The organism is Streptomyces sp. NPDC043427, from assembly GCF_056436655.1.
Map to the genome: position 1 here is coordinate 73,641 of NZ_JBWKCC010000031.1, position 17,275 is coordinate 90,915.

At 68.9% G+C, this 17,275-nt stretch carries 22 protein-coding genes; 10 read left to right on the plus strand and 12 right to left on the minus strand.

Annotation, left to right across the window (positions count from 1 at the left end; genetic code table 11):
- Positions 1-3: 3 nt before the first annotated feature.
- From AC067M_RS35945 to AC067M_RS35965, 5 genes are all read right to left on the minus strand, one after another.
- Positions 4-1,296, minus strand: a complete 1,293-nt coding sequence (locus AC067M_RS35945) for a phage tail family protein (RefSeq protein ID WP_478701232.1) — start codon at positions 1,294-1,296, stop codon at positions 4-6.
- Complete coding sequence (locus tag AC067M_RS35950) at positions 1,293-2,489, minus strand: phage tail protein (RefSeq protein WP_478701233.1); 1,197 nt, start codon at positions 2,487-2,489, stop codon at positions 1,293-1,295. The genes AC067M_RS35945 and AC067M_RS35950 overlap by 4 nt, the downstream gene beginning before the upstream one ends.
- A gap of 66 nt (positions 2,490-2,555) precedes the next feature.
- The gene (locus tag AC067M_RS35955; protein ID WP_478701234.1) at positions 2,556-3,176 is read right to left on the minus strand and encodes a hypothetical protein; all 621 of its coding nucleotides are present in this window, start codon (positions 3,174-3,176) and stop codon (positions 2,556-2,558) included.
- Positions 3,177-3,277: 101 nt separating this feature from the next.
- Complete coding sequence (locus AC067M_RS35960) at positions 3,278-3,700, minus strand: hypothetical protein (protein WP_478701235.1); 423 nt, start codon at positions 3,698-3,700, stop codon at positions 3,278-3,280.
- A gap of 122 nt (positions 3,701-3,822) precedes the next feature.
- The gene (locus AC067M_RS35965) at positions 3,823-4,017 is read right to left on the minus strand and encodes a hypothetical protein (protein ID WP_478701236.1); all 195 of its coding nucleotides are present in this window, start codon (positions 4,015-4,017) and stop codon (positions 3,823-3,825) included.
- A 351-nt stretch (positions 4,018-4,368) separates the two neighbouring features.
- Between AC067M_RS35965 and AC067M_RS35970 the strand changes: the two genes are divergently transcribed.
- Positions 4,369-5,406 (plus strand): hypothetical protein, encoded by a 1,038-nt coding sequence (locus AC067M_RS35970; protein ID WP_478701237.1) that lies wholly within the window; start codon positions 4,369-4,371, stop codon positions 5,404-5,406.
- Between the two features lie 72 nt (positions 5,407-5,478).
- Here AC067M_RS35970 and AC067M_RS35975 read toward each other — a convergent pair whose 3' ends face one another.
- From AC067M_RS35975 to AC067M_RS35995, 5 genes are all read right to left on the minus strand, one after another.
- Complete coding sequence (locus AC067M_RS35975) at positions 5,479-5,835, minus strand: hypothetical protein (RefSeq protein WP_478701277.1); 357 nt, start codon at positions 5,833-5,835, stop codon at positions 5,479-5,481.
- A 65-nt stretch (positions 5,836-5,900) separates the two neighbouring features.
- A complete protein-coding gene (locus tag AC067M_RS35980) occupies positions 5,901-6,191 on the minus strand; it encodes a hypothetical protein (protein ID WP_478701238.1) in 291 nt (96 codons plus the stop codon).
- Positions 6,192-6,279: 88 nt separating this feature from the next.
- A complete protein-coding gene (locus AC067M_RS35985) occupies positions 6,280-6,879 on the minus strand; it encodes a phage tail tube protein (RefSeq protein WP_478701239.1) in 600 nt (199 codons plus the stop codon).
- A 149-nt stretch (positions 6,880-7,028) separates the two neighbouring features.
- Entirely contained in the window at positions 7,029-7,442 is a 414-nt protein-coding gene (locus AC067M_RS35990; protein ID WP_478701240.1) for a hypothetical protein, read from the minus strand.
- Between the two features lie 420 nt (positions 7,443-7,862).
- Positions 7,863-8,375, minus strand: coding sequence for a helix-turn-helix domain-containing protein (locus AC067M_RS35995; protein WP_478701241.1), 513 nt, complete (start codon positions 8,373-8,375; stop codon positions 7,863-7,865).
- Positions 8,376-8,588: 213 nt separating this feature from the next.
- Here AC067M_RS35995 and AC067M_RS36000 point away from each other — a divergent pair, with 213 nt between their 5' ends.
- The 7 genes from AC067M_RS36000 (at position 8,589) to tuf (ending at position 14,501) form a co-directional block, all read left to right on the plus strand.
- Complete coding sequence (locus AC067M_RS36000; RefSeq protein ID WP_478701242.1) at positions 8,589-8,900, plus strand: WhiB family transcriptional regulator; 312 nt, start codon at positions 8,589-8,591, stop codon at positions 8,898-8,900.
- Positions 8,893-9,585: a hypothetical protein gene (locus tag AC067M_RS36005; RefSeq protein ID WP_478701243.1), complete on the plus strand. Its 693-nt coding sequence runs from the start codon at positions 8,893-8,895 to the stop codon at positions 9,583-9,585. Before AC067M_RS36000 ends, AC067M_RS36005 begins: the two co-directional genes overlap by 8 nt.
- On the plus strand, positions 9,582-9,827 hold the full coding sequence (locus AC067M_RS36010; RefSeq protein ID WP_478701244.1) for a MerR family transcriptional regulator: 246 nt from the start codon (positions 9,582-9,584) through the stop codon (positions 9,825-9,827). Before AC067M_RS36005 ends, AC067M_RS36010 begins: the two co-directional genes overlap by 4 nt.
- Positions 9,828-10,141: 314 nt before the next feature.
- The gene (gene rpsL, locus AC067M_RS36015; protein WP_003948652.1) at positions 10,142-10,513 is read left to right on the plus strand and encodes a 30S ribosomal protein S12; all 372 of its coding nucleotides are present in this window, start codon (positions 10,142-10,144) and stop codon (positions 10,511-10,513) included.
- 2 nt (positions 10,514-10,515) lie between these two features.
- A complete protein-coding gene (rpsG, locus tag AC067M_RS36020) occupies positions 10,516-10,986 on the plus strand; it encodes a 30S ribosomal protein S7 (protein ID WP_003992340.1) in 471 nt (156 codons plus the stop codon).
- Between the two features lie 39 nt (positions 10,987-11,025).
- Positions 11,026-13,152: an elongation factor G gene (gene fusA / locus AC067M_RS36025; protein WP_478701245.1), complete on the plus strand. Its 2,127-nt coding sequence runs from the start codon at positions 11,026-11,028 to the stop codon at positions 13,150-13,152.
- 155 nt (positions 13,153-13,307) lie between these two features.
- Positions 13,308-14,501 carry an elongation factor Tu gene (tuf, locus tag AC067M_RS36030; RefSeq protein WP_037680438.1) on the plus strand — a complete coding sequence of 398 codons (1,194 nt, stop codon included), beginning with the start codon at positions 13,308-13,310 and terminating at the stop codon, positions 14,499-14,501.
- A 152-nt stretch (positions 14,502-14,653) separates the two neighbouring features.
- On the opposite strand, the gene AC067M_RS36035 is transcribed toward tuf, so the two are convergent.
- Complete coding sequence (locus AC067M_RS36035; protein WP_478701246.1) at positions 14,654-15,643, minus strand: helix-turn-helix transcriptional regulator; 990 nt, start codon at positions 15,641-15,643, stop codon at positions 14,654-14,656.
- A 93-nt stretch (positions 15,644-15,736) separates the two neighbouring features.
- Here AC067M_RS36035 and AC067M_RS36040 point away from each other — a divergent pair, with 93 nt between their 5' ends.
- Positions 15,737-16,135, plus strand: coding sequence for a VOC family protein (locus tag AC067M_RS36040; RefSeq protein WP_164408749.1), 399 nt, complete (start codon positions 15,737-15,739; stop codon positions 16,133-16,135).
- Positions 16,136-16,323: 188 nt separating this feature from the next.
- Complete coding sequence (locus AC067M_RS36045; protein WP_478701278.1) at positions 16,324-16,548, plus strand: hypothetical protein; 225 nt, start codon at positions 16,324-16,326, stop codon at positions 16,546-16,548.
- Between the two features lie 205 nt (positions 16,549-16,753).
- Here AC067M_RS36045 and AC067M_RS36050 read toward each other — a convergent pair whose 3' ends face one another.
- Positions 16,754-16,915: a hypothetical protein gene (locus AC067M_RS36050; protein WP_478701247.1), complete on the minus strand. Its 162-nt coding sequence runs from the start codon at positions 16,913-16,915 to the stop codon at positions 16,754-16,756.
- Between the last annotated feature and the right edge of the window lie 360 nt (positions 16,916-17,275).

Here is a 17,275-nt window from a genome sequence, read left to right on the forward strand (position 1 = left end):
TTCTCAGGCTGGGGTGCGTGCGTGGGCCGCCGCGAGGAAGAGCAGGTCCTCGGCCGTGCCGTGGGCACCGGCGCCCCGGCTCTCGTGGAACTCCGTGACCCGGTGCGGGGGTTGGGGCCGGTGGCGGTTGCGCAGGGCGAGCGCCTGCTGCCGGCGCAGGGCGGTGAGCGGCAGCACCTTGCCCGCCCGCCGGGTGGCGCCCGGGACCGCGATACCGCCCTCGGCGAGCATCGGGATCTTGTCCAGGTCGACGCCGAACTTCTTGCCGAGCAGGCTGAAGCTGAGGCTGTTGAGCCCGTCGACGATCCAGTTGGCGAACGCGATCAGGCCGTTGACCGGGCCCTTGATCACACCCGCGACGGTCTGCGCGCCGGTCTCCACGAACTGCCCGAGTCCGCGCATCGTCCCGGACAGGGCCTCCTTGATCCGGGTGAACATCCGGGGGATGTCCTGACTGATCCACCTCAGCGCCGGCCTGACGGCGTCCTTGAACCCCCGCCACACCGCGGACACCTTGCCGCTGAGGGCGCGGGTGTCCCCGGTGGTGAGGGCCTTGAGGACGGCGAAGCCGGTGCCGATGAGGGTGGCGATGCCGGAGACGGCGCCCCTGACGACGGCGAGGTAGCCGGTGACGTAGGTGCTCACCGCCGACCCGACCGCCTTCATCAGGGGGCCGATGATCGTCACGTACAGCTCGACGTACTTCAGTACGAGCGTGCTGAGCTGTTCCATGAACCGTTGACCGGCCTCGGAGTTCAGTGCCAGGTCGATCAGCCAGCCGGCGACCGGGAGGAGGAGGCCGGTGACGAAGCCGATGGGGTTGGCGCGCGTGAGGGCGTTGATGACCAGCATGACGCCGGAGCCGATGGTCATGGCAGTGCCGAAGGTGCCCATGAGGTCGCCGAGGACGCCGGCGGCACTCAGCAGGCCGCCGACCAGCGCCACGACGCCGCCGAGCCCCGACATGAGTGTGCCGAGCCGCCTGGTGGAGCCCTTGCCCTGGCTGCGCAGGGACCTCAGGCCCAACCCGGCGGTGGTGGCGGTCCGACCTGTCCTGGAGACCGAGCGGGCGGCCGTCTCGGCCCTGGCCTTGGTCTGCCGTACGGCGGTGGTGGCCTGGGCGACGGCGGAACGGACGCGGTCGGTGGTGGTGGCGGCACTCTTGACCCGGGCGGTGACCGACCGCAGGGTGCTGCCCCCCTGTTCGATCCGCGAGCGGAAGGTGCGCAGCGCAGGCCCCACACCGACGAGCGGGTCGGCGGTCCAGCCGCCGGCTGTTCGCGCGACGCCACTCATCCGCGTGCCTTCGCCAGGAACATCAGGGCGTCCGCGGTCCGCTGCGGGCTGCTCGTCTCGGCCGCGTAGTAGTGCTCGATGTGCAGCGCGCCGCCCGCCGCCCCGGACGCACCGGCGTACGCCGGCCCCTGCGCGGCCGCCCGCTTCAGCAGCCGGTCGAGCTTGCTCAGCGGCAGCACGGCCTCCGCCTCGCCCGCCTCGGCGAGGAGCGCCGGGACACCGCCCGAGCGGGGCATGACGACACCGCCGGTGGCGAGCGCGGGGATTCTGGGCAGATTTACGCCGAAGGACTTGCCGCCGACCTTCGGCACCCAGCCCGGGATCGAGACCTTGATGCCGTTGAGCTTGCCGATCGCGGAGTTGATGATGCCGATGACCGCGTTGATCGGCCCCTTCACCGCGCCCTTGATGCCGTTGAAGGCGCGGCTCGCGATGCCCTTCAGGCCGCCCCAGATGCTGGACAGCTTGTCCTTGACGGCCCGGAAGGCGTTCGGGATCGCCGACTTGATCCAGCTCACGACGGGCGAGACGACGGACTTGATGCCCTTCCAGACGCTGCTGACGACCGTCTTGATCGCCTTCAGCGCGGTGCTGATGACCTTCTTCCAGATGTTGACGTAGGTCTTGATGACCGTGGCGATCGCCTTGACGACGGACGAGACGGCCGACTTGATGCCGTTCCAGACCGACTTGATCAGCTTCGCGGCGTTCTTCATGATCGGCCCGATGGCCTTCATGACCTTGCTGATCACCGACTTGATGGCGTCGAAGGCCGTCTTGAGGACCTTCTGCATGGTCTTCGACCTGGTCGCCATGTCGATGACCTTCTCGATCAACGGCTGAAGCAGGCTCATGAGCATGCCGAAGAAGTTGCCCTTCATCGACTTGTTCATCTTGTCCTGGCCCTTGGCCGCCTTGCTCGCCCCCGCCTCGTACTTGCCGAGGTTCTTCCCGGCGGTGGAACCGGTCTTGCCGGCCTTGGACAGCGACTTCTCCGCCTGATCGGAGGCGGTCTTGAGGTCCTTCAGTTCCTTCTCGGCGCCCTGGGCGGCCGACTTCAGCGTCTTGAGCTGGTTCGCGCCCTTCTGGCCCGCGCTTGCCATGCCCTGGGCCGCGGCCCCCGCTCCGGAGGCCTTCGTCCTGAAGTCCTGCAGTGCGCCGGAGGCTCGGCCAAGTGATCGTACGAGAGACATTCACACTCCAGATGTGTCACCGGTGACCTGCCTCGACGGTTCGCGAGACGGTCGGTTCGCGGCTGCTCACTGGCCGCCGTCGATGGTCGTGCGCAGTTGTTCCGCCCGGTCCACCACGCCGCGGAGTGCCTGCTCCGCGCCGCGGGCGTCCTGAGTGGCGTTGCGCAGCGCCTCGGTCGACGGCGGGGGACCGGCCGGGCCGCGCGGGCCCGGCCTGCCCTGGCGGCCCTGTTCGCCGCGCGGGCCCGGTCGGCCTCGGCGCCCGGGGGCGCCGCGCTGTCCGCGCCTGCCCTCACGGCCCTGCGAGCCCTCGGGGCCGCGAGGACCCGGCTCCCCTCGCGGTCCAGCAGCGCCCCCCGTTCCGCCGGCCTCGGCGGTCTGCCGGGTGAGGAAGCCGTACTGGTTGTAGTCCAGGCGGAGCTGCTTCTTGATCAGTTCCTCGAAGCTCCAGAGCCCCGGCAGGGTGGCGAGGATCGGAACCCACTCCGCCTTGAAAAGGGTGAATTCCGACTTGATGCCGTTGAGCTCCGTGGGGAGCCGGGTCTTCCAGTCGGCGACCCACTTGTGGTCCTCGGCCGCCCCCTCGGCCGCCTTCTGCTTGTCGTACGCGACTATCGCGCCCTTGATCTCCTTGGAAATGGCGGTTCGGGTCTGCCCCATCTCCTCTTGGCTGACGTACTCGGTCATGTGCGTCCTCTCGGTGCGGCGCGTGGTCCGGACATGCAGATGCCCCCTCCCGCAAGTGCGGAAGAGGGCATCGGATTTGGTGGGTACGGGCGGCGCCAGGGTCAGGACATGGCGCCGATCACGACGCCTGTCACGAGCAACAGGCCGAAGAGCGACTGGATCACGTAACCGACCCATGTACCGCGCGATGCGAGGTAGTAGCTGCTCTCGACCACGGAGGGTTTCCTTGCGTCGAAGACGACCGGGAACTCCTCACCGACGTGCGGCGCCGGCTTCGGAGGGCTGACGAGCGCCCAGGTCTCGTCACCGTCGGCTGTGCGGAAGGAACAGTTCAGGAGTTCCACCGCTGTGCCGCCGCGTCGGATGCGCTCCTGGCAGACGGCGACGGTTTCCACTCCACTCCTCTTGAGCCGTCGCTCGCGCAGCTGTTTGGGGATGAACAGGAGTGAGACGAGGCCGAAGGGCACCGAAATGATCATGAATGGAATGCCGTAGTTCGTTGCGCTCGCGAGCGTTGTGGACAAGTCCGCTCCTCCCCCTGGTGGCCGCGATGCGAGAGGTGCCGCAGCATACAAGCGACTGTGCGTACGGGGGTGAGGTTCCGCCTGTGCCGCGCTTCTGCCGGGCAGTGTGCCCGCACGCGGTGTCAGCGGGCCCGGCGCGCCTCCGTCAGGGCGTCCGACCAGCCGGCGGCGTAGGCGCGTGACTCCCGGTCCAGCAGCTCTTCGTACACCCGGTCGAGCAGGGCCTCGCGACTGGCGGCGGGCACGCGCAGGAGATGGGCGAGGCGGGTGTAGGTGTCGATCGGCTGCTGCGGGTGGTTGCTCGTGCCAGTCGCCATGTCGGCCTGCTTTCCCTTGTGTCCGCTGGGCTGGTGGTACACGTGGCGCCTACGGAGGCGTTCGAGACGCGTGTTCGAACTAGTGTACGAGTAATCCTGTGGTTCGGGCGGTGTTTGACGCGGAGCCTCCCCTTCACCCTCGCGCGGACCTGCGGTGATACGGGGGACGCGGTGAACGGTCCGTCAGGTTCGTGGGTCAGGATCCGGCCGTTATTCCGTCGGTGAACGAGATGTGAACGGCCAGGCCCCCCGCGGAAGTCAAAGGGCCCGGTGTGCGACGGTGGACGGCGGGCAGCCGTCCTCGCGCGGGGGGCGCGCGAAGGAGCAGCGGACGAGAGCAAGGCCTACGGGGTGCCTGACGGGGTGGACGGCGACGCGAGCAACGCGCGGGACGACCGGGCGATCGACTGGCTTGAACAGTCCCCTGACCTCCCGCACCTCATCGCCCGCCTGTCCGAGCTGGTCCACCGGCTCGGACACGCCCCCGAGGACCTCCTCGTCCTGCCCCGAGCGGAACTCGAACGGCGTGAACTCGCCGCCTACAGCGCCGGCTGGGCCGACGTCGTCGCCGAGCAGCTGCCCGCCATCCGGCGCGCGTACGAGGAGCGGATCACCGCCGCGTACGTCCAGGGCCAGGAGGACGCCCGCACCGGTCGGAGGCCCCGTCGAGCCCGTGGGCCGCAGGACGCACAGGACGGCGAGGTCATCCCTCTGCCCTACCTCCAACTCCTGCGGCCTCCACCGGAGGTGACGCGGGTCGAGGAGCGCGGGGAACGCGAGCGGTCGGTGGCGGACAGCGGGCCGGCACCGACTCCGGAGATTGCGGACGAGGGTGCGCCCGCTGAGGAGGAGGACGAGGAGCGTGTCCCGGACGAGAGCAGGGACGGGGACGACATACTGCTCTCCGCCCGCGAGGTGCGCGAGCGTTCGGCAGCCTCCGACCGGCGTCCGGTGGTCCGGCGCAACGGGCGTCCCAGTGTCCCTCCGCTGACGAGACCGGGCGACCACCCCGCCGGACGGGAGAAGGGCCGCCGACCGGAGACGCCGGAACGCCACCAGGAGCCGCCCGAAAAGCCCGACGCCCGGCCCGAGGACCGCCCACGGCTCTCCGAAAAGGCCCGGGCACTCGCCGACGAACTGGAAGGCAGGGCGAAGGGCCGGCACCGGGACGAGGACGACGCCCCCGACCGTCCCGCAGAGCGGAACCGGCCGGACGGGCGCGGGGAGCGGGACCGGCCGGAGGGACGTGGAGAGCGGGACCGGCCGGACGGGCGCGGGGAGCGGGACCGGCGTGACCGTCCCGATCGCCGCGACGGACGTGAGAACCACGCCCCGCAGGACCGCGCGGACGAGCGCGACCCGCGACCGGGGACGAGACGCCCCCGTTGAATCCCCGCCCCTGTTGCCCCCGCCCCCGTTGCCCCCGCCCGCGGCGATCGCGCCCCGTTGAATCCCCGCCCCTCACCCGAAGAAGCGGGCGAGTTGGACCGGTGTCGGGGCGGAGGTGTCCTGGGCGGACGACGACCGGGGGGCGCCGTCCGGACCGTCCCGCTCCTCCTCCGGCGGGTCGTCCGGGCGCGGAACCGGTACCGGGGGTTCGGGACCTTCACCGTCCTCGGCCGTGTTGACGGTGGCGAACATCCAGTTGGCCGCCGCCAGGTGGTCCACCGCCGCGGCCAGCAGATGATCGGTCACCGACCACTCCGCGGCCTCCCCGTGCAGGTCCCGGTTGACCGCACTGTCCCGCGGCAGATGCTTGATGAGCACCGCGAGCCGCCGGGCGGAGAGGTGGTCGCGGTGCCAGTCGAGCAGGTCGATGCCGTAGTAGCGGAGCAGATCCGCCTCGAGTGCCTCGGCGTGTTCGTCGACGAACCCGACGAGGCTCAGCCTTCCCCCAGGCCGAGCCCGGTCTCCTTGCCGTAGGCCTCCAGGATGGCGGCGATGTCCTGCATGGTGACATCGTGCCGCGCGAAGCGGGCGAACTGCTCCTCGCCCATGAGCAGTCCGAGCAGCCCGTCGACGTCGTTGTCGTCGAGGTCCCGCAGGGCGCGGGCGGTGGCCCGGGTCAGTTCGGTGGGAAGCGTGAAGGACTCGCCGTCGAGCTCGAACGACCAGGTACGGCCGAGGGCTTCGAGGCGCTGGGCGCGGGCGGCGTTGACGTCGAAACGGGCCATGGGGATACGTACTCCTCGGGGTTGTGGAAGCAGCGAAGAAGCGGGGAGAGGGGCGGGCGGGGCGGACGAACCCGCCCCGCCCGGTGGATCAGGCCGCGTACGAGTCGTCCTTCATGACGAAGCTCGCCAGCGCCGAACCGTCGGCGCCTGCCATGGCCGTGAAGGTGATGCCGAGCTGGGCCGCGGACTTGCGGGCCAGCTTGATGTCGTCCGCCGCCGTGACCTGGCCGCGCGGGATGCCGAAGCGGTAGGTCACCGCGGAGCCGTCGCTCGCCTGGACGTCGGTGAACTCCAGGCCGAGCGCGCGGACGTCGGCGTACGGACGGTCCGCGATCTCGTACTGGAAGACGTCCGTGGAGCCGGCCACCGGGCTGACCTTGGAGCCGCCCATGAAGAAGGGCAGCGTGTCCTCGTTGAACTGCAGCAGCGAGAACTTCAGGGTCAGGTCCCGGTCGGAGTAGACGAAATGCACCGGGCTGACGGCCTGCCACACGTCGACCGGCTCCAGCTTGTCCTTCTTGCTGAAGGTGACGCCGTCGCCGGAGGTGTAGCCGAGGTCCGTCCAGTCGGCGCCCCAGTCGGTGGCGGAGTTGCCGGAGAAGGCCGTCGGGACCTTGGTGTCGGCCTTCGCGACGAAGAGGCGGCCGACGCCGGCGATGCGGATCTCGGAGGAGTTGGTGCCTGCCATGGTTGGGGTTCTCCTTGTGTGAAAGGGCAGCGCGCGGACGCACGCGCCTTCGGGGGGCGCACCTGGAGCGGTGCTCCGGGTACGACGAAGGCCCCGCCGGGTGACGGGGCCTTCGGTCTGTGGGGCGGCGCGAGTGCGCCACGGGGTGCTCAGTAGACGTTCAGGAACACCTTGAGCACGCATACGTAGCGATTGGCCGCGGTGTAGAGGTAGTCGGGCAGCCAGCGTGGGCCGTCCTGTTCCTCGACCTCGGTGATCTGGTTCCTGCCGTAGCGGTTGCCGGCCGCGGCGAGCAGCGCGCGGCGGGCCGCGTTCGCCAGGGTGTGCGCGGCCTCCTTGGTGGGGCCGTACACCTCCAGCTCGATCAGCGGCTGGTCGACGTGGAGTTCGCCGATCCAGGCACCGCCGCGCCGGTTGACGAGCACGGCGGCGGCCCTGCCGTCGAATCCGTCCGGCGCGTCGACGCGGACGAGGGCCGTGGAGAGTGCGGAGTCGGCCTCCAGGATGTCGACGACCAGGGCCTCGACGTCGGGGAAGGCGCTCGGTGGGGTGGGCGTGGTCATGCCGGGTCACCTCGGGCTGCTGGGCGCGCGGGGCGCGGAGTAACGGACGGGGGCGTGAGTGCGGAAGGGAAGACGCCCGGTACCGGCGTACGGAGAGACGCGGTACGCGTGGGAAGGGCGGGCGCCGCCCGACTCGCGGGCACAGCTCCGCCGCTGCACCAACTGTGACAGAGATCGTGCGCGCACGCAACTTATTGGGTGAATGACTTCCCGGAGATGCGGCGAGAGGGGGGCAGAGATGCTGGTCAGGGCGGCGATGCCAGTGTGCTGCCGGACGTGGAGCGGGAGCCGTGGGGCTGGGCGCATGGAGCGGTGAGGGAGGGGGGTGCAACGCGGGCCGCCTTCCCCGTCAGTGGGCGAATGCCACTGCCTCGGCGGCCTTGCGGCGAAGTGGGCCGTACGTCGTGAGCGTGCTGCGAATCAGTCGGATGACGCCGAGAAGGGTCCCGAGGGGGACGCCGTCGAAGCCGCTCCTATCGAGATCCGCGGCCCTTCGGGCACCTGCGGCGCCGGCTCCGTGTCACTCGGCAGGAACTGCTCCACGACCCTGACGAACATCTCGCGCCGGTCGGCGGGCACCCCCAGCAGGTCGGCCACCTCCTCGAGCGTGGGGCGGCGGGCGATGTCCGCGCCGGGCGCATGTGGTGTGCTCAAGTACGCTTGGGGATCGGCAAGTTCCTCGGCGGTGAGCCGACCGGAGCGAATCAGCATGTCTCGTACCGGAACGCCGAGCACGCGCGCGAGCCGGCGGGTGGTCTCCAGGTCCGGCATGCTCTGCCGCTGGAGCAGGCGTGTGACGGCGGCGCGGTGCACGCCCGCCTCGTCCGCGATCCGGGACTTGCCGCCACCGCGAGGGCTGTCGATGTCGTAGCCGCGCTCCCGCATGAGGTCCTCGACCCATGCCGCGAACGCGTCCAGATCCTGGCTGGTCATCTCTGCTCGCTTCCCTTGGAGGAGGCAAGTTTAGCTTGCTTGCGCGCGCGGAATTACGTGCTCTCGGGCAAGCACTTAGGAAAATAAGTGCAACTTGAGGAGGTTTCGCGGAGGCGAGTGATCCACAGTACGTTGCGGGCGCGCACGCAATCTGGCACGGTTGAGTGTGTTCGGCTCGAACCGAACCAACACCCGAACCAACAGGGGGACCTCATGCCGACCACCGGCCCACGAGGACAGTCCGATCCGCCCGACCCGAGTCACTGGCGCTCCGCCGCGGCCTGCGTCGGCCTCTCGCCGCGCGTCGTCTTCTCGCGACGCCCCGCCGAGGCCGCCCCCGCGCTGCGCGCCTGTGCCGTCTGTACCGTGCGCCGACCCTGCGAGGAGGCGGTGGCCCCGGCCGACAGCTGGTTCGACGGCGTCTGTGCGGGCCGGCTCCGGCGCTCCGGGCGCCCGGTCCCGACCCCTGCCTCCACCCCTTCCTCCATGTCCTTCTCCACCCTCTCGGGAGACACCCTTGGCTGAGGATCAGCCGATCGCGCATGCCGCTCTCTGGATCGGCCAGCTCGTCCAGCAGTTCCCCGAACTCGCCATCGAACTCGTCCCCGGCCGCGCCTCGGCCACCACCCGCCCGGCCTCCGCGCCACCGGCCGACCTCGGTGCCCGGCTGCGGGAGGAGCGCGAGGAGGCGCTCCTCCTCCAGCAGCGCCACGGGCTGGCGGTCCCGGGCCACAGCGCGGCCCCGCTGCGTCTGCACATCTCCGACACCATGCGCGACATCACCGACGGCGTGGTGGAGCTGGAGGAAGCGGTCCGCGACCGGCTCGGTCTGCCGCGGCCGCGCCGCGCCACCGTCCCCGAGCGGCTGCGCCGCATCGCCGCGCTCCTCGGCGACGTCGCCGCCGACCCCGTCCTCGCCGCACACGTGCGCGACGAGGCCCGCCGGATGGCCCGCCGCTGTGCCCGCGCCCTGGGTGACACCGAAACCGTCGTGCGGATGTCCGGCCGCTGCCCCTGGTGCGACTCGGTGTCGCTGCGGGCGTTCCCCGACCGCGGCGCCGTCCTCTGCGTCAACCCGGCGTGTCGCTGCACGGACCCGCACTGCGGCTGCCGCGACGACCCCGCCTACCGCCACACCTGGACCGAGGGGGAGTGGGAGTGCCGTACCGCCGACACCGCGCGGGCCCACCACGCGGGGGGCGTCCGATGAGCACCTCGTACGACCGGCAGGGCGCCGCCCCCGCCCTCATCCCCGGCGATCTCGCCGCCCGTGAGGTCGGGGTCGCGCCGGCCACCATCCGCAAGTGGGTCCAGCTGGGCCGCCTCACCGCCGCGGGCCGGGCCGGCCGGGCGCTGCTGTTCCGCCTGGAGGACGTCTTCGCCGCGGAGCGCGCCACGCGCGCGGCGGCCCGTCGCACACACGATCGAAGCCGGGTCGGGACGGAGGGCTGAGAACCCAGGAGTGAGGTCCCCGGATGCGGGCACCCGGCAGGCCGGGCAATTTGGGATGATTGCTGTGGCTCTGCCGGGCCCGCCCATTTGTTTTGACCACAGCGAATGAGGTAGGTACGCTCAGACCTTGTGCCTGGGGTGTGCCCTGGCCCTCGTGCGTGCCTGTAAACCGCATCGGGGCCGTGACCGGCCACCGTAATCTGCGCCCTTTCGCCTTGCGGCGGGATTGCTGCGGGATTCGACACACCCGACCGCGTGGGTCGGCGACGTTCCAGGTTAGCTTCACCATTCGGCACACAGAAACCGGAGAAGTAGTGCCTACGATCCAGCAGCTGGTCCGCAAGGGCCGGCAGGACAAGGTCGAGAAGAACAAGACGCCCGCACTCGAGGGTTCCCCTCAGCGTCGCGGCGTCTGCACGCGTGTGTTCACGACCACCCCGAAGAAGCCGAACTCGGCCCTGCGTAAGGTCGCGCGTGTGCGTCTGACCAGCGGGATCGAGGTCACCGCTTACATTCCGGGTGAGGGACACAACCTGCAGGAGCACTCCATCGTGCTCGTGCGCGGCGGCCGTGTGAAGGACCTGCCGGGTGTTCGCTACAAGATCATCCGCGGCTCGCTCGACACCCAGGGTGTCAAGAACCGCAAGCAGGCCCGCAGCCGCTACGGCGCCAAGAAGGAGAAGTAAGAATGCCTCGTAAGGGCCCCGCCCCGAAGCGCCCGGTCATCATCGACCCGGTCTACGGTTCTCCTCTGGTGACCTCCCTCATCAACAAGGTGCTGCTGAACGGCAAGCGCTCCACCGCCGAGCGCATCGTCTACGGCGCCATGGAGGGTCTGCGTGAGAAGACGGGCAACGACCCGATCATCACGCTGAAGCGCGCGCTGGAGAACATCAAGCCGACCCTCGAGGTCAAGTCCCGCCGTGTCGGTGGTGCGACGTACCAGGTTCCGATCGAGGTCAAGCCCGGTCGCGCCAACACGCTCGCGCTGCGCTGGCTCGTCGGTTACTCCCGCGCCCGTCGCGAGAAGACCATGACCGAGCGTCTGCTCAACGAGCTTCTCGACGCCTCCAACGGCCTTGGTGCCGCTGTGAAGAAGCGCGAGGACACGCACAAGATGGCCGAGTCCAACAAGGCCTTCGCGCACTACCGCTGGTAGTCGCTACCCACATCGAGACCGAGAGAAGACTGAAGCCTTATGGCTACCACTTCACTTGACCTGGCCAGGGTCCGCAACATCGGGATCATGGCCCACATCGACGCGGGCAAGACGACCACCACCGAGCGGATCCTGTTCTACACCGGTGTGTCGTACAAGATCGGTGAGGTCCACGACGGCGCCGCCACGATGGACTGGATGGAGCAGGAGCAGGAGCGTGGCATCACGATCACGTCTGCTGCGACCACCTGTCACTGGCCGCTCGAGGACAACGACTACACCATCAACATCATCGACACCCCGGGTCACGTCGACTTCACCGTCGAGGTGGAGCGCTCCCTGCGCGTGCTCGACGGTGCCGTGACGGTGTTCGACGGTGTCGCCGGTGTCGAGCCGCAGTCCGAGACGGTGTGGCGTCAGGCCGACCGTTACGGCGTGCCCCGCATCTGCTTCGTCAACAAGCTGGACCGTACCGGCGCCGAGTTCCACCGCTGCGTGGACATGATCTCGGACCGCCTGGGCGCCCAGCCGCTCGTCATGCAGCTGCCGATCGGTGCCGAGGCCGACTTCAAGGGCGTCGTGGACCTGGTCCGCATGAAGGCGCTCGTGTGGTCCGCCGAGGCCGCGAAGGGCGAGATGTACGACGTCGTCGACATCCCGGCCACGCACACCGAGGCAGCCGAGGAGTGGCACAACAAGCTCGTCGAGGCCGTCGCGGAGAACGACGAAGAGATCATGGAGCTGTTCCTGGAGGGCCAGGAGCCCACCGAGGAGCAGCTGTACGCCGCGATCCGTCGCATCACCATCGCGTCCGGCAAGTCCAGCGACACCACGGTCACCCCGGTGTTCTGTGGCACCGCGTTCAAGAACAAGGGCGTCCAGCCCCTGCTCGACGCGGTCGTGCGCTACCTCCCGACCCCGCTTGACGTCGAGGCCATCGAGGGCCACGACGTGAAGGACCCCGAGGTCGTGATCAAGCGCAAGCCGTCCGAGGACGAGCCGCTGTCCGCGCTCGCGTTCAAGATCATGAGCGACCCGCACCTCGGCAAGCTCACCTTCGTCCGGGTCTACTCGGGCCGCCTGGAGTCCGGCACCGCCGTGCTGAACTCCGTCAAGGGCAAGAAGGAGCGCATCGGCAAGATCTACCGCATGCACGCGAACAAGCGTGAGGAGATCGAGTCGGTGGGCGCCGGTGACATCGTCGCCGTCATGGGCCTGAAGCAGACCACCACCGGTGAGACGCTGTCCGACGACAAGAACCCGGTGATCCTGGAGTCCATGGACTTCCCGGCGCCGGTCATCCAGGTCGCCATCGAGCCCAAGTCCAAGGGCGACCAGGAGAAGCTGGGTGTCGCCATCCAGCGCCTGGCCGAGGAGGACCCGTCCTTCCAGGTCCACTCGGACGAGGAGACCGGCCAGACCATCATCGGTGGTATGGGCGAGCTGCACCTCGAGGTGCTGGTCGACCGTATGCGCCGTGAGTTCAAGGTCGAGGCCAACGTCGGCAAGCCGCAGGTCGCCTACCGCGAGACGATCCGCAAGGCCGTCGAGCGCGTCGACTACACGCACAAGAAGCAGACTGGTGGTACCGGCCAGTTCGCCAAGGTGCAGATCGCGATCGAGCCGATCGAGGGCGGCGACGCCTCGTACGAGTTCGTGAACAAGGTCACCGGTGGCCGTATCCCGAAGGAGTACATCCCTTCGGTGGACGCCGGTGCGCAGGAGGCCATGCAGTTCGGCATCCTCGCCGGCTACGAGATGACGGGCGTCCGCGTCACGCTCATCGACGGTGGCTACCACGAGGTCGACTCCTCCGAGCTCGCCTTCAAGATCGCCGGTTCGCAGGCCTTCAAGGAGGCCGCGCGCAAGGCCAGCCCCGTGCTGCTCGAGCCGATGATGGCCGTCGAGGTCACCACGCCCGAGGACTACATGGGTGAGGTCATCGGCGACATCAACTCCCGCCGTGGTCAGATCCAGGCCATGGAGGAGCGGGCCGGTGCCCGCGTCGTCAAGGGTCTCGTGCCCCTGTCGGAGATGTTCGGCTACGTCGGCGACCTCCGCAGCAAGACGTCGGGTCGCGCAAGCTACTCGATGCAGTTCGACTCCTACGCCGAGGTTCCGCGGAACGTCGCCGAGGAGATCATCGCGAAGGCCAAGGGCGAGTAACACTCTCCGTTTACACGCCGTAGGCTTGACTCCGGAGCCTCCAGGGGCATTCACCCACATTCGTGGAGAATGCCCCCGGGCCCGGGCTTTAACAGCAAAGATCACCTGGCGCCGTTGAAGTAAGGCGTACCAGAACCACTCCCAGGAGGACCCCAGTGGCGAAGGCGAAGTTCGAGCGGACTAAGCCGCACGTCAACATCGGCACCATCGGTCACATCGACCACGGTAAGACGACCCTCACGGCCGCCATTACCAAGGTGCTGCACGACGCGTACCCGGACCTGAACGAGGCGACCGCGTTCGACAACATCGACAAGGCGCCCGAGGAGCGCCAGCGCGGTATCACCATCTCCATCGCGCACGTCGAGTACCAGACCGAGGCGCGTCACTACGCCCACGTCGACTGCCCGGGTCACGCGGACTACATCAAGAACATGATCACCGGTGCCGCGCAGATGGACGGCGCGATCCTGGTGGTCGCCGCCACCGACGGCCCGATGCCGCAGACCAAGGAGCACGTGCTCCTGGCCCGCCAGGTCGGCGTTCCGTACATCGTCGTCGCCCTGAACAAGGCCGACATGGTGGACGACGAGGAGATCCTGGAGCTCGTCGAGCTCGAGGTCCGTGAGCTCCTCTCCGAGTACGAGTTCCCGGGCGACGACCTGCCGGTCGTCAAGGTCTCCGCGCTGAAGGCGCTGGAGGGCGACGCCGAGTGGACCCAGTCCGTCCTCGAGCTGATGAAGGCTGTGGACGAGAACATCCCGCAGCCCGAGCGTGACGTCGACAAGCCGTTCCTGATGCCGATCGAGGACGTCTTCACGATCACCGGTCGTGGCACCGTCGTCACCGGTCGTATCGAGCGTGGTGTCCTCAAGGTCAACGAGACCGTTGACATCGTGGGCATCAAGCAGGAGAAGACCACCACCACGGTCACCGGCATCGAGATGTTCCGCAAGCTGCTCGACGAGGGCCAGGCCGGTGAGAACGTCGGTCTGCTGCTCCGCGGCATCAAGCGCGAGGACGTCGAGCGCGGCCAGGTCATCATCAAGCCGGGCTCGGTCACCCCGCACACCGAGTTCGAGGCCCAGGCCTACATCCTGTCGAAGGACGAGGGTGGTCGTCACACCCCCTTCTTCAACAACTACCGTCCGCAGTTCTACTTCCGTACGACGGACGTGACCGGCGTCGTGACCCTCCCCGAGGGCACCGAGATGGTCATGCCGGGTGACAACACCGAGATGAAGGTGGAGCTCATCCAGCCCGTCGCCATGGAAGAGGGCCTGAAGTTCGCCATCCGTGAGGGTGGCCGGACGGTCGGCGCCGGCCAGGTCACCAAGATCAACAAGTGATCTTGAGCCTGACCCGGTAGCACAGCCTGAGCTGAGCTCCTGAAGGGGCCCGTACGACTTCGGTCGTACGGGCCTCTTCGCGTTACGGGTCCCTTCCAGAGGCCCTAGGTGTGCCAGTCGGGTAGTCGGCTCATGACATTGGTTCCTCGCTGTCAGGCTTGGCAGGCGTAGGACGCGAGGCGATCGGCGAGCGCGGTGACGAGTTCGCGCAGTTCATCGGGGCGCTCGATGACGAACGGCCGGTCGAGTGAGGCGAGTACTGGAGGCAACCAGTCGAGCCGCTCCGCCCGCAGCTCGACGCGCAGCCATCGCTCGGTCGCCCGGTCCTCGCCTGCCGCTGGCTCGTGCTCCTCCAGGCTCGCGACGCCGGCGGGAAGGTGGGCGCGGATCTGCTCGACCGTCCCGTGGATGCGCAAGGTCACCTCATGCTGGTACTCAGCCGTGGCGAAGCCTGACAACACGCGCTGTGCCGGACCGGGACCCGCCGGCGCTTCGAATGAGCCGGGCAGGGTCCGCGCGTCTGCGATGCGATCGAGCCGGAAGGTTCGGTCCTCGCCGATCCGGGCGTCCTTGCCCATGACGTACCACCGGCCCGCATGGGCGACGATCCCGTACGCGTGCAGCGTGCGTTCGCTGCGCCGTCCGTCGCGGTCGGTGTAGCGGATCGAGACCGGTCGGCGGTGGCGCACCGCATCGGCGATGGTGAGCAGGACCCCGGCGTCCGGGGTGTCGAACTCGCCGGGCTGGTCGGTGAAGGCGAGGGATTCCAGGAGTGTGTCGAGCCGGCGGGCGATGTGCTTGGGCAGCACCCTCCGGATCTTCGCCGATGCCGTCTCGTTTGCTGTGTGCTGCGTCGTCATCAGCCCTGCGCGGCGGCCGGCGACCAGGCCGAGCAGCACGGCCAGCGCCTCGTCGTCGCTGAGCATGAGCGGAGGCAAGCGGTACCCGGGGGCGAGCCGGTACCCGCCGTAGCGGCCGCGCACCGATTCCACGGGCACGTCGAGGTCGATCAGCTGGTCCACATACCGCCGCACGGTGCGCCCTTCGACGCCGAGCCGGTCGGCGAGTTCGGCCACCGTCCGGGTGCCGCCCGACTGCAGCAACTCCAGGAGTGTCAGCACGCGGCCAGTGGGTCGAGGCATGGGCACAACCTAACGCGAATACCGGACCGATCCTGTCCCCTATTTCTCCTAGCCTGCGCAATGCACGCCTTCAGCACAGCCAAGGAGATCCCCATGGACTTCGTCTCGATCCGCATCATCACCAGCGACGTAGCGCGCCTCGTCGAGTTCTACGAGCGGGCCACAGGAGTGCGGGCGACGTGGGCCACCGAGGACTTCGCCGAGCTCAAGACCCCGGGCGCCACCCTCGCGATCGCCGGCACCCGCACCGTCCCGCTGTTCGCCCCGGGCTCTGCCCGCCCGGCGGACAACCACAGCGTGATCACTGAGTTCCTCGTCGACGACGTGGATCGCGTTCACCAGAACCTGACCGGCTTCGTCACCGACTTCGTCAACGAGCCCACCACGATGCCCTGGGGCAACCGGTCGCTGCTGTTCCGCGACCCCGACGGCAACCTCGTCAACTTCTTCACCCCCGTCACCCCGGCGGCCATCGAAAAGTTCGCACGCTGACACCACGCACAGCCGCTCGCGCGGGAGCCCTGAGATCCCAGGGCTCCCGGTGAACGCGGCCGCCGAGTCCAGGAGCGCCACCAGCAGGGGGCACGGGAACGCACCGCTGACCCCCGAAGGACGTCCGCGCTCGTGCCTGCGGATCGACGCCGGACGTCCGATCGCGGACGTCGCTGCGGAAGCCGGGGATCTCCCGCCACTGCCTGGCCAAGTTGTACGCCCGCTGGCGGGCGCACGGCGAGAACGGACTGCTCGACCACTCCTCCCGCCCCGCTACCAGCCCCGCCCGCACCCGAGGACATCGCCGACCTGGCGGAGGCGCTGCGACGGCCCGCCCGCCACCAGGCCGCCAGAATGAAATGGGGATATCCGCTCCGTGCTCACGGCGAAGCGGAGGGGCGTATATGCCCTGAACAGTCATCCTGACGGGCACATGATGACGTCCTAGTACCGCGACGCTGCGTCTGTGCTGGCGCACCTCCGTCGACAGCGGGCTGCCGCCGTCCTCCTCGGCGCTCGTCTCTCCCTAGGGCATCACGGCGCGCTACGCCCGCCACGGGCACATCCGCTGGAAGGGATTCGCCGCGCATGTCACCAGCCGTGCGCCTCCGGCCCCGTCTACGTCATCACGGATGTGGCCATCACCTCGGCCGCCACGAACGACGCAACGTTGGACTCGTACGTCTCGAGCCGCAGCGCCTCGTAGTCGGAGGTGATGAAGCGGTAGTACTCGTCCAGCCGTGTCAGGCACACGTAGCCCTCATCGGGTGAGGTGCTCATCAGGGTGTCGGCGAATACGAGCTACGCGACTGCCTTGGCACCGCATGCGGCTCGTTCCGCAGATCGCATGTGTTGAGGTAATCGAGGTCGGCCGTGGTGTCGAACCTGATCTTCGCGAGTTCCCTGCGCAGACGGTCACCTTTGGCCGTGACGTTGGAGTGCGGGGTTTCGGCCGATTTATTGGCGGCAGCCGGTTGCGGTCCGGCCAGGCTGTTCTCGATGGGGGTGCCGGAACACCACGTTGCGGTTCGGGGCGATGCTGACCTGCGGCGTCTCACGTCGCCCGCCTGACGCTCACATCGAGCCGTTCGGCACGCACGCAAGGGCGGTGCTGCGGCAGCGGCTCAGTGACGGTGCTCT

What these genes read in the sequence shown, in the direction of transcription:
- AC067M_RS35945 (WP_478701232.1), bottom strand. Translation starts at nt 1,296, where the DNA reads ATGAGTGGCGTCGCGCGAACAGCCGGCGGCTGGACCGCCGACCCGCTC.
- AC067M_RS35950 (WP_478701233.1), bottom strand. Translation starts at nt 2,489, where the DNA reads ATGTCTCTCGTACGATCACTTGGCCGAGCCTCCGGCGCACTGCAGGAC.
- AC067M_RS35955 (WP_478701234.1), bottom strand. Translation starts at nt 3,176, where the DNA reads ATGACCGAGTACGTCAGCCAAGAGGAGATGGGGCAGACCCGAACCGCC.
- AC067M_RS35965 (WP_478701236.1), bottom strand. Translation starts at nt 4,017, where the DNA reads ATGGCGACTGGCACGAGCAACCACCCGCAGCAGCCGATCGACACCTAC.
- AC067M_RS35980 (WP_478701238.1), bottom strand. Translation starts at nt 6,191, where the DNA reads ATGGCCCGTTTCGACGTCAACGCCGCCCGCGCCCAGCGCCTCGAAGCC.
- AC067M_RS35985 (WP_478701239.1), bottom strand. Translation starts at nt 6,879, where the DNA reads ATGGCAGGCACCAACTCCTCCGAGATCCGCATCGCCGGCGTCGGCCGC.
- AC067M_RS35990 (WP_478701240.1), bottom strand. Translation starts at nt 7,442, where the DNA reads ATGACCACGCCCACCCCACCGAGCGCCTTCCCCGACGTCGAGGCCCTG.
- AC067M_RS35995 (WP_478701241.1), bottom strand. Translation starts at nt 8,375, where the DNA reads ATGACCAGCCAGGATCTGGACGCGTTCGCGGCATGGGTCGAGGACCTC.
- AC067M_RS36000 (WP_478701242.1), top strand. Translation starts at nt 8,589, where the DNA reads ATGCCGACCACCGGCCCACGAGGACAGTCCGATCCGCCCGACCCGAGT.
- AC067M_RS36010 (WP_478701244.1), top strand. Translation starts at nt 9,582, where the DNA reads ATGAGCACCTCGTACGACCGGCAGGGCGCCGCCCCCGCCCTCATCCCC.
- rpsG (WP_003992340.1), top strand. Translation starts at nt 10,516, where the DNA reads ATGCCTCGTAAGGGCCCCGCCCCGAAGCGCCCGGTCATCATCGACCCG.
- fusA (WP_478701245.1), top strand. Translation starts at nt 11,026, where the DNA reads ATGGCTACCACTTCACTTGACCTGGCCAGGGTCCGCAACATCGGGATC.
- AC067M_RS36035 (WP_478701246.1), bottom strand. Translation starts at nt 15,643, where the DNA reads ATGCCTCGACCCACTGGCCGCGTGCTGACACTCCTGGAGTTGCTGCAG.
- AC067M_RS36040 (WP_164408749.1), top strand. Translation starts at nt 15,737, where the DNA reads ATGGACTTCGTCTCGATCCGCATCATCACCAGCGACGTAGCGCGCCTC.
- AC067M_RS36050 (WP_478701247.1), bottom strand. Translation starts at nt 16,915, where the DNA reads ATGAGCACCTCACCCGATGAGGGCTACGTGTGCCTGACACGGCTGGAC.